This window comes from Mycobacterium sp. (assembly GCF_035603715.1).
In the GTDB taxonomy this organism is placed as follows: domain Bacteria; phylum Actinomycetota; class Actinomycetes; order Mycobacteriales; family Mycobacteriaceae; genus Mycobacterium.
Map to the genome: position 1 here is coordinate 1 of NZ_DATNJW010000354.1, position 9903 is coordinate 9903.

12 protein-coding genes and 1 other RNA gene are annotated in these 9903 nt (G+C 63.0%); 9 read left to right on the plus strand and 4 right to left on the minus strand.

Annotated features, from left to right (window positions below; translation table 11 throughout):
* The 8 genes from VN856_RS14710 to ssrA form a co-directional block, all read left to right on the plus strand.
* A partial coding sequence (locus VN856_RS14710; RefSeq protein WP_325690246.1) for a mechanosensitive ion channel family protein occupies window positions 1-916 on the plus strand: 916 nt, incomplete at its 5' end.
* Window positions 916-1383: a hypothetical protein gene (locus VN856_RS14715; protein ID WP_325690248.1), complete on the plus strand. Its 468-nt coding sequence runs from the start codon at window positions 916-918 to the stop codon at window positions 1381-1383. The genes VN856_RS14710 and VN856_RS14715, both read left to right, overlap by 1 nt.
* A 70-nt stretch (window positions 1384-1453) precedes the next feature.
* Entirely contained in the window at window positions 1454-2143 is a 690-nt protein-coding gene (ftsE, locus tag VN856_RS14720; protein WP_325690265.1) for a cell division ATP-binding protein FtsE, read from the plus strand.
* The gene (gene ftsX / locus VN856_RS14725) at window positions 2144-3037 is read left to right on the plus strand and encodes a permease-like cell division protein FtsX (RefSeq protein ID WP_325690250.1); all 894 of its coding nucleotides are present in this window, start codon (window positions 2144-2146) and stop codon (window positions 3035-3037) included.
* Window positions 3038-3039: 2 nt separating this feature from the next.
* Window positions 3040-3534 (plus strand): SsrA-binding protein SmpB, encoded by a 495-nt coding sequence (gene smpB, locus VN856_RS14730; protein ID WP_325690252.1) that lies wholly within the window; start codon window positions 3040-3042, stop codon window positions 3532-3534.
* Window positions 3531-4379, plus strand: a complete 849-nt coding sequence (locus tag VN856_RS14735; RefSeq protein WP_325690267.1) for an EamA family transporter — start codon at window positions 3531-3533, stop codon at window positions 4377-4379. Before smpB ends, VN856_RS14735 begins: the two co-directional genes overlap by 4 nt.
* A 22-nt stretch (window positions 4380-4401) precedes the next feature.
* Window positions 4402-5232, plus strand: coding sequence for a maleylpyruvate isomerase family mycothiol-dependent enzyme (locus tag VN856_RS14740; protein ID WP_325690254.1), 831 nt, complete (start codon window positions 4402-4404; stop codon window positions 5230-5232).
* 79 nt (window positions 5233-5311) lie between these two features.
* Window positions 5312-5680, plus strand: a transfer-messenger RNA (tmRNA) gene (gene ssrA / locus VN856_RS14745).
* A gap of 92 nt (window positions 5681-5772) precedes the next feature.
* Here ssrA and VN856_RS14750 read toward each other — a convergent pair.
* On the minus strand, window positions 5773-6423 hold the full coding sequence (locus VN856_RS14750) for a helix-turn-helix domain-containing protein (protein ID WP_325690256.1): 651 nt from the start codon (window positions 6421-6423) through the stop codon (window positions 5773-5775).
* Window positions 6424-6608: 185 nt separating this feature from the next.
* Between VN856_RS14750 and VN856_RS14755 the strand changes: the two genes are divergently transcribed.
* The gene (locus VN856_RS14755; RefSeq protein WP_325690259.1) at window positions 6609-7103 is read left to right on the plus strand and encodes a cupin domain-containing protein; all 495 of its coding nucleotides are present in this window, start codon (window positions 6609-6611) and stop codon (window positions 7101-7103) included.
* 335 nt (window positions 7104-7438) lie between these two features.
* Here the strand turns inward: VN856_RS14755 and VN856_RS14760 are convergent, their stop codons facing one another.
* From VN856_RS14760 to VN856_RS14770, 3 genes are all read right to left on the minus strand, one after another.
* On the minus strand, window positions 7439-8128 hold the full coding sequence (locus VN856_RS14760) for a CAP domain-containing protein (protein WP_414686961.1): 690 nt from the start codon (window positions 8126-8128) through the stop codon (window positions 7439-7441).
* Window positions 8129-8352: 224 nt separating this feature from the next.
* Window positions 8353-8880 (minus strand): lipoprotein LpqH, encoded by a 528-nt coding sequence (locus tag VN856_RS14765; protein ID WP_325690261.1) that lies wholly within the window; start codon window positions 8878-8880, stop codon window positions 8353-8355.
* Entirely contained in the window at window positions 8870-9532 is a 663-nt protein-coding gene (locus tag VN856_RS14770) for a TetR/AcrR family transcriptional regulator (protein WP_325690263.1), read from the minus strand. Before VN856_RS14770 ends, VN856_RS14765 begins: the two co-directional genes overlap by 11 nt.
* Window positions 9533-9903 lie beyond the last annotated feature (371 nt).

Below are 9903 nucleotides of genomic sequence, written 5' to 3' on the forward strand. Positions count from 1 at the left end.
CGAAATCGGTGTATGGATCATCACCCGCGGTCTGCGGGTGATCATGCTGGTGATCGTCGTCATATTGGCGGTCCGATTCGTCACCTGGGTCGCCGACCAAATCGCCCGGCAACTCGACGAACGTTTCGTCGAGAGCGATGCGCTGGTGCGGTCGGAGGCGAGCAAGCACCGGCAGGCATTGGCGTCGGTCGTCCAATGGGTGTCCATCGTCCTCATCGCGATCTGGGGGATCGTCCAGATCGCCGATGTCCTCGACTTCTCTGTCAAGGGTTGGGTTGCGCCGGCGACTGTGATCGGTGCCGCGCTTGGTTTTGGCGCTCAGCAGGTGGTCAGGGATCTGTTGGCGGGGTTCTTCATCATCGTCGAGAAGCAGTACGGCTTCGGTGACTTGGTCACGCTGACCGTGGTGTCGACGACCGAAGCCACCGGCACAGTCGAGAATGTGACGTTGCGGGTGACCAGGCTGCGTTCCCCGAATGGCGAGGTGTTGACCATCCCGAACGGCCAGATCGTCCAGGCGATCAACCAGTCCAAGGACTGGGCACGCGCCGTCATCGACATCCCGGTCTCGACCAACGTCGACCTCAACCGGGTCAGCGAGGTACTGCGCCACGAGTGCGAGCACGCGCTGGAGACCCCGGCGCTAGGCGAGTTGTTGTTGGATGCGCCCACCTTGATGGGCGTGGAAAGCATTCAAGTCGATACCGTCACCCTGCGGATGGTGGCCCGCACACTGCCCGGCAAGCAGTTCGAAGCCGGCCGTCAGCTACGGGTCCTGGTTATCCGGGCGCTGGCCCACGCGGGCATCGTGACCGCGGCCGATGCGAAGGTCGGCGTCGTCGACGGCCCAGGTGTCGAGGCGGCAGCCGCCGAGCAGGAAGAGTACGAAAAATCCCACGATCCGGTTCAGCGCTGATGAAGCTCACACTCAACGTTCTCGAAAATCACGGCCGCGATGCGGACCGGCACTGGCCTGGCTACATCTTCGGCGGACGCGTCCGGACGTCGACGCTGGTGTTGATCATCGCGTTTTTCCTTACCTGGTGGGCCTACACCACTTACCGGCCGCACCCGCCGTCACCGGTGGTGCCGCAGGTCGTGCCGCCCGGCTATGTTCCCGACCCGAACTACACCTGGGTGCCGCGCACCCGGGTGCAGTCGCCGACGTCCGAAACGCCCACCACCACGGTTCCGACCACGACACCGCCGACCAAGCCTCCGACGACGACAACACCGCCACCGCTGATTCAGTTGCCTGTGCTGCCGCCACCGTTCGGTCCCGGTACGACGACTCCCACCACTGCTCCGCCCGGCCCGGAGCCGGCCCCGGCGCCCGCATTCGGGCTGCCACAGCTGCCGCCCCTGCCAGGGCTGCCCGGATGACGCGTCCTGCCTCCGCAGCGCGCCGCGTCAGCCGGGCACCCGAAATTCACGGTTACACTGGCGACCCGTGATGATCACCCTCGACCATGTCACCAAGCAGTACAAGTCGTCCGCCCGCCCTGCGCTGGACAACGTCGACGTCAAGATCGACAAGGGTGAATTCGTCTTCCTGATCGGCCCGTCCGGTTCGGGCAAGTCGACGTTCATGCGGCTGCTGCTGGGGGCCGAGACGCCAACCAAAGGCGATGTCCGGGTTTCGAAGTTTCACGTCAACACGTTGCCCGGGCGGCACATCCCGAAGCTGCGCCAGGTGATCGGCTGCGTCTTCCAGGATTTCCGGCTGCTGCAGCAGAAGACGGTGTTCGAGAACGTCGCGTTCGCGCTCGAGGTGATCGGGAAGCATCCTGACGTGATCAACCGGGTGACACCCGACGTGCTGGAGATGGTGGGGCTGTCCGGCAAGGCCAGCCGGCTGCCGCACGAACTCTCCGGCGGGGAGCAGCAGCGGGTGGCCATTGCCCGCGCGTTCGTCAACCGGCCGCTGGTCCTGATCGCCGACGAGCCCACCGGCAACCTGGACCCGGAGACCAGCAACGACATCATGGATTTGCTCGAGCGGATCAACCGCACCGGCACCACCGTGTTGATGGCCACTCACGACCACCACATCGTCGACTCGATGCGGCAGCGCGTCGTGGAGCTGTCGCTGGGCCGGTTGGTGCGAGACGAACAGCGCGGCGTGTACGGGATGGACCGTTAAGTGCGCTTTAGATTTCTTTTCAACGAGGTCCTGACCGGTCTTCGTCGCAATATCACCATGACGGTCGCGATGATTCTGACCACCGCAATCTCGCTCGGCCTGCTCGGCGGCGGTCTGCTAGTGCTCCGGTTGGCCGACAACTCGAAGGCCATCTACCTGGATAGGGTCGAGACGCAGGTCTTCCTCACCAACGACATTTCGGCCGACGACGCCAACTGTGAGAGCGCGCCATGTAAGGCGCTACGCGAGAAAATCGAGAAGCGCAACGACGTCAAGTCGGTGCGGTTCCTCAATCGCCAGGACGCCTACAACGACGCCATTCGCAAAATCCCGCAGTTCAAGGATCTGGCAAGCAAAGACGCTTTCCCGGCGTCGTTCGTCGTCAAGCTCGAAAACCCGGAGCAGCACGCGGAATTCGACGCGGCGATGCAGGGCCAGCCCGGAGTCGACCATGTGCTCAACCAGAAGGAGCTGATCGACCGGCTCTTTGCCGTGCTGGACGGCCTGTCCAGCGCTGCCTTCGCGGTTGCGTCGGTTCAGGCGGTCGGGGCAATTCTGTTGATCGCCAACATGGTTCAGGTCGCGGCCTATACGCGGCGCACCGAGGTTGGCATCATGCGGTTGGTCGGCGCCACCCGCTGGTATACCCAACTGCCGTTCCTGGTCGAGGCCATTGTGGCGGCGACGGCAGGTGTGCTCATCGCCATCATCGGGCTGCTGGTGGTGCGAGCGCTGTTCCTGGACAGTGCGTTACGTCAGTTCTATCAAGCTCACCTGATCGCCAAGGTCGACTACGCCGACATCCTTTACATCTCGCCGCTGCTGCTGTTGGTCGGCGTCGCGATGGCCGGGGTCACGTCGTACGCAACGTTGCGCCTGTACGTGCGGCGGTAGCGGTGGCCAAGAAGTCGCCGAACAAATCTGCGCCGGGCCGGCAGATCCTGGCGACCAATCGCAAGGCCCGACACAACTACTCGATCTTGGATGTGTACGAGACCGGGGTGGTTTTGCTCGGCACTGAAGTTAAAAGCCTGCGGGACGGTAAGGCGTCGTTGGCCGACGCGTACGCGACCGTCGACGACGGCGAAGTCTGGCTGCGTAACCTGCACATTCCGGAGTATCACCACGGCAGCTGGACCAACCACGAACCGCGCCGCAACCGGAAACTACTTCTGCACAGGCGCCAAATCGATGTACTCATCGGCAAAATCAAGGATGGTAACCTCGCGCTCGTTCCGTTGTCGCTGTATTTCTCCGAAGGAAAAGTCAAGGTGGAGCTTGCATTAGCGCGCGGTAAGCAAGCACACGACAAGCGGCAGGACATGGCCAAGCGTGACGCCCAGCGCGAAGTGATTCGCGAGTTGGGCAGGCGAACCAAGGGCATGAGCTGATCGGGGCGGCCTACGCCCAGCTTTCTGCAATCAGCTATGGCGTCAGTGATTTCGTCGGGGGTGTAGCGTCCCGGCGCGCGGCTGCGCTGCGCATCATGCTGGTGACTTACCCGCTCGCCACGCTGCTGCTCGGCATGCTGGCCGTCACCGCCGGTGGGCCAATCCATCCCGGCGCCGTGCTGTGGGGTTCGCTCTACGGAATCAGTCAAGCGATCGGCGTGTACTGGTTCTATGCGGCCGTGAGCGCCGGACCGATCTCGGTGGTCTCCCCGCTGGCCGCGGTACTCAACGCGGCCGTGCCGGTCGCCGTCGGCGTGGCACTCGGCGAGCGACCCGGCGAGACGGCGTCGATCGGCGTGGTGTTGGCGATCTTGGCGGTGATTCTGGTCAGTCGCGAGTCGCCGGATGACGAGGATGTCCGCACGCACAAGTTCACCAGCAAGGTCGCTTGGCTGACAGTCGGATCGGGCGTGGCGTTCGGGCTCGACTTCGTGCTGCTGCACCAGGCTCCGGTGGTGTGCCGGATGTGGCCGCTGTTCTTTGCCCGGGCCGCGGCGACCCTGCTGGTATTGGCGGTGGCGGCGGTGAGCAAGAATTTCCAGCTTCCGTCCAGCACACCGTTACGGCTGGCGGCGGCAGCGGCGCTGCTCGACACGTGCGCGAACGTGAGCATGCTGCTGGCGATCCAGAAATGGATGCTGTCGCTGGCCAGCATCTTGATCTCGCTCTACCCGGCGACCACGGTCATCCTGGCGATCATCGTGTTGCGCGAGCGATTAACGCGCTGGCAGGCCATCGGCATGGCGCTGGCGGCGGTATCGGTAAGCATGATCGCTGCTGCGTGACCACGGTCTAGCATCAGGCGACATGGGCAGCGTTACCGTTCTCGACAAGTCCGACGTGTTGTCGGGTCTATTCGGCACCTGGGACAGCTTGGATGCGTTGCTCGGCGGGTTGTCTGAACAGCAATGGCAAACGCCGACGCCGCTTCCGGGCTGGTGTGTGCACAACGTGGTCGCCCACATCGTGGGCACTGAATCCGTGCTGCAGGGTCTGAGTTCACCGGACGCTGATTTCGACACCTCGGCGCTGGACCATGTGCGCAACGACGTCGGAGTGGCCAACGAAGCCTGGGTTCGTCACCTCAGTACCGAATCTGGAGCAGCGCTGCACGAGCGGTTCCGTTCGATTACCGCCGATCGGCGGAAGCGTTTGAATGACATGTCCGTCGACGACTGGAACGCACCGACGCCGACACCGGTTGGTCTGGAGAGTTTCGGGCGATTCATGCGAGTGCGGCTTTTCGACTGTTGGATGCACGAGCAGGACATCCGCGACGGCGTAGGCCTGCCGCCGTCCGACGCGGAACTGAGCGGCCCGGAGGCCCGTCAGTCGGTGGACGAGATCGCCGCGACGATGGGCTATGTGGTCGGCAAACTCGGTAAGGCGCCCGAAGGATCGCGAGTCGCGATCGAATTGACCGGGCCGATGGCGCGGACCATCCATGTCGCCGTCGACGGTCGTGCACGGGTGGTGGACGACTTCGGAGGGTCAGACCCGACCACGACCATCCGCTTGGACGGCCTGCTGTTCACCCGGTTGGCCGGCGGGCGCACCGACGACACGGCCGATGTCGAACTCGGCGGCGACACAACAGTCGGTTCGCGCGTCATCGAGCATGTCAATTTTGTGATCTGAACCGGGATGAATGGTCCCTGACCTGCCGTTGAAAAGCGCGTACTATGAATTGTCTTGCCGAAAGTCGGCAGGGGTGCGAGGGGCTGAACGGTTTCGACTTCGCGCATCGAATCAAGGGAAGCGTGCCGGTGCAGGCAAGAGACCACCGTAAGCGTCGATGCAACCAATTAAGCGCCGTTTCAACACAGCGCGACTACGCTCTCGCTGCCTAAGCGACAGCTAGTCCGTCAGACCGGGAGAGCCCTCGGCCCGGACCCTGGCGTCATCTAGAGGGACAAACCTACGGGTTCGGTCGCGGGGCCCGTGGGGACATCAAACAGCGACTGGGATCGTCATCTCGGCTTGTTCGCGTGACCGGGAGATCCGAGTAGAGGCATAGCGAACTGCGCACGGAGAAGTCTTGAGGGAATGCCGTAGGACCCGGGTTCGATTCCCGGCAGCTCCACAAAAAGGGCCGCAGAGATGCGGCCCTTTTTCGTCGGCCTCGATGGGCGGGTTGATTGCTGGGGCCCCCAATGGCGGTCAAGGGTGTCCCGGGATTCATTGATGTTTGAGCAGTGCCGAGGTGGCCTGCTGGCTGAGCCATTCCTCGGCGTCATTCCACGACCAGTGCCGGTCGGCCACCAACAAGTGCCAGGCTTCGCGTCCAAAGTAAAACCACAACGTGTCAGTGGTTCGCTTTGGGGTGAGACCGGATTTGAGTGCGTCCAGGTCGCGCAACCGCCGGCCGACGTGCGACAACGCCCTGCGGTACCGGCGATCGGACTCGACGAGGATCGCGGTGGCAGATTCGTCGAAAGTCGCGGCGGACTTCATGACTTGCACGATGTCGCGGTAGCGCTCGTTGTCGACGCGCGTACCGTGCGCGATTACTCCGATGACATCGTGTGCCGCGCTGGATTGGCGGATCGCCGATAAGGTCTCCTCGACAATGGGATCGCGGATGGCTTCGTCGATGATGGTCGACAGGATGGCCGATTTGCCGCCAGCACAGGCGTAGACGGTGGGCACGGCCAGTGCGGCTTCCGTGGCGATGTCGTTGACAGTCACCTTGCCGTAGCCCCATTCAACGAACAGCCGTTTGGCCGCCGCCAGGATGGCGGCGCGGGTTTCAGTGGCCGCCTGGGCGCGTCGCGGGGAGTGATATCGCCGCGCGGTCTTCTCGGCCGTTTTGGCTGATTCGGCTTGCATCTGCGCCCCTCGACAAATTGGATATATGGTGCCTATATTCAATATCTGAATCATAGCAAGATCGAGTATCTCATCTGTAAACCCAAGGAGACAGCCGCGACTCGGACCCGAGTCGAAACGCAATCGGAAGAAACTCCAGAGAGAAGGAATTCGCTAACATGCCACCTGGCCAACCCCGCAGCACGGTGCTGCGCCAGATCGCCGAAGGCACCTCCTACACGGCGTTGGATGTGTTCGGGCCAACCGTTGAATTCGTCAGTGGTCCAGATGATCCCGGAGCCGATTTCTGGGTGATGCGGGGCGTGGTGCCGCCCGGCGTTACAGTCCCGCTGCACAGCCACGACGATGCCGAGGACTTCTTTATCCTGTCGGGCACCCAGCAGGTGCTGAGCGAAAGCGAAAGCGGGTTGCAATGGTGTGACGTTAACGCGGGGGATTATGTGCACATCCCAGCTGGCATCCTGCACGCGCACCGCAACGTGTCCGACGAGCCGGCGGTAGAGCTAGTTATCACCGCCGCGCGGCTCGGGCGATTCTTCCAAGAGATCGCCCGGCCCGGCGCTATGCAGCCGCCGACGCCTGATGAACTGGCGGACTTCATCACAGTGGCCACAAAATACGGCTATATCCTCGGCACGCTAGAACAAAACGCCGCTGTCGGCATCGCCCTGAGCTTCTGATTTCGGCCGGAAAGGTGGAGCGTCGACCGTGTGGCGCGAGGCGCACGAGTACTGGCGACCACTCTTGACGCCGTCAAGCCTCGAAAGCGAATCCGCAAGTAACGAGCGGGACTGAACGGGAACGAGACGTAACGAAACAGCAGTCCAGAATGCATTTTGCCTGGCAGAGCGTCGGGTTCGATTCCCGGCAGCTCCACAGAGGAAGAGCTGGTCAAGGCCAAAAGCCTTGGCCAGCATCTCTTTTGCGTGACGATCGTCTTCTAAGCTGACACCATGGCGTCGCTTCGGTCTGGTGCGCGCAGGGACGCCCCGCCCGCCCCACGTCGGACCAATTACTATTGCGGCGGAGTAGCGGGCGGCGGGTAGACGCCGCGCAGAATCCAGGGATACCAGTTGATGCCGAACTCCAACTCGTCACTGGCGTCGTAGTCGGGGGTGGGATCGGGCGGAAGGTTCTGCCCCGGGCTTAGTCCGGCGGCCAGGGGCGACGGCGAACCGCCCGTGCCGTTTGGACCTGGTTGCGGGGGCTGGCCGTAGACCGCCACCACCACGGTGCGATCTGGGCTGTTTTCCGACCACACACCCATCTGCGAGTTGGCGCAGTTGGACATGATGGCCATGTAGGCGGGGTTGTAGTACCACCGATTGATCAGGTCGTTGCCGCTAATCGCAATGGATTGGTTTATTGCGATTGTTTCGGCAACCTGACCGCGGAAGCCGGCTGCGTTGGCGCGGTCCTGTGGGGTCGAGCCGTCGGAACCGGTGTCGGCGTCGAGGTTGCGGTTGGTAAGCACATCGTGGGTGTGGCGCTGCGCAGCGAGCTGCAACTGCTTGTTGTTTCTGACGTCGTTGGTGCAACCCGCCTGATGCTGCACGGTGTAAACGTTGGCGACGACGCCGTCGTTGAGTCGCTTGTTGTTGGGAATCAGAGTGTTGTTGTCACCATCCGCATGTGCGAAAGGACCGCACAGCATGGTGCTGGCGGCGACCACCAAGGCCGGCAGGGTCAGCGGCTGATAGGGCATATCGTCTCTCCTTGGCGAACACCGCGGGGCGGTCACCGGTGGTGGACTGCCGAAGCCCGCTCGACCTACTACTGCCTTGGCTTCGGCTTTGCTTTCGGGCGATCGAATCAGTCAGATATATTACGCATTTCCGTCCGGCCTGGACACCCTTTTGCTCAGGCCACTACCGCGCTATCGGGGCGACTCCCGCGAATGCCGATCGGTCCTGCCGTCTCGACAGGTCGCTAGCAGGAGACCTCAATCGCGAAGGTCCTCGTGGTCCTCACGCTGGGGTTCGCAGTGTCGAATCCGTCGGCGGTACCACGCATGATGTACGTCTGGCCCGCCATACTTACGTTGGCTTTGCCCTCGAGCTCGCTCATGTATCTCCCGGTGAAACCGCCCATGTCGTTGATGCTGATCGTTTTGGCCACAAGCCCAGCTTCGTTGGAGATCTGAGCTGTGAGGCCTGCTTCCGCAGTGCCGGCATTGATCGTCGTCAGCGACCTGATCGGCATGCACTTCACGACGTTCACCGCCGGCAGAGCCCGGTCGTTGATCGCCACCCTGGCGGTTCCTGGGGGTATCTCGCCCGGCGGTGGTGACGCGGCTGGCGATGAGCACGCTGCAGCTCCCGCCGCGACCAGAACGGCAACTGCTGCGCTGAAGAACTTTTTTTGCATGAGCCCACCCCCGGTCAGGTCTGCCATCGCGGCCGCTAGAGAAATGTAGCTGCCGCCGGGCTCGTCGGTGTTGAATCGCTCAGTCAACATCGGTCGACGCCCGTCGGCCACGCTGCGCGCACGGATTCAGCGAGGCGAGGAGCAAGTTGCGCAGCAAGCCCTCGTCGCCGCCGTCTTCGGGCCTGCCCGGCTCAGCAATGAGGCTGAAGTTGACCCGGACGATCCAGCGGGCGACGGTGTCGGCCGAAAGGTCGCAGCGAATCTCGCCGGCCGCAGCAGCTGCCTCGAGCCGCCGGACGAGGGTGTCGGCGAGTTTGGCTCGCCACAACTCGGACTGTTCGGCGGCGTGGTAAGCGACACCGAGGGCTTGATGTTCCTCCATCAGCGATCGCATTATCGGCGAGCTGCGTGCGATGTCGGTGCCCCGCAGACATGCAGCGACTAGCTGAGTCACAAAGGGGTCGTCAGTCTGCCAGCATTGGTCAACGGCCTCCGCGGTCGCGGCGAGGACCCGCACGAAGGAGGCGGCCAGCAATGTGTCCTTGTTCGCGAAGTAGTAGTACACCGTCGACCGGTGCACCCCTGCGCGCCGGGCGATGTCGCTCATCCGGGTGCGCACAGGTCCTTTCTCTGCGTAGCAGGCATCTGCTGCCGCCAACAACCTTTCGCGCGCCTCGTCCTCGTCAGAGGGCCAGCCGGCGCCCCGCGATCGGGGGCGGTTTTCCTCGGACCCACCGTCCACGAGAGCACACTATGACCTTCGTGGCGGCACGGCGATCCCTTTGTCGCGAGTTGCGGTCGGCACCTTGCTCCAAGCTCTTGATCGCGTCGGCAATGGCTTCGTAGTAGGGCGCGACCCGCTGCTGATCGGTACCCACCTGCCGTTGCCGGACTCGTCAGCAACGTGCTTAAACACGCTAATGATCTAATTCGATATATAGATAAATGTTTTGCTGTTGTACTCGATCGGTGCGCGCGTAGTCATTCACGTGTTCTGCTTCCAACCGCTGTCGCCCTAAGTTTGAGACGGGTCGACGGGCGAGCGGTTGGCGGGGCGTAATTGGCCGGCAGCGTCAGCCGGATCTGACGCGGTGGAGGGCGCTGCACGCCGAG

Coding starts and splice junctions, on each gene's coding strand:
- VN856_RS14765 (WP_325690261.1), bottom strand. CDS start 8,880: ATGTTGACTGAGCGATTCAACACCGACGAGCCCGGCGGCAGCTACATT.
- VN856_RS14740 (WP_325690254.1), top strand. CDS start 4,402: ATGGGCAGCGTTACCGTTCTCGACAAGTCCGACGTGTTGTCGGGTCTA.
- VN856_RS14760 (WP_414686961.1), bottom strand. CDS start 8,128: ATGCCCTATCAGCCGCTGACCCTGCCGGCCTTGGTGGTCGCCGCCAGC.
- VN856_RS14715 (WP_325690248.1), top strand. CDS start 916: ATGAAGCTCACACTCAACGTTCTCGAAAATCACGGCCGCGATGCGGAC.
- ftsE (WP_325690265.1), top strand. CDS start 1,454: ATGATCACCCTCGACCATGTCACCAAGCAGTACAAGTCGTCCGCCCGC.
- VN856_RS14750 (WP_325690256.1), bottom strand. CDS start 6,423: ATGCAAGCCGAATCAGCCAAAACGGCCGAGAAGACCGCGCGGCGATAT.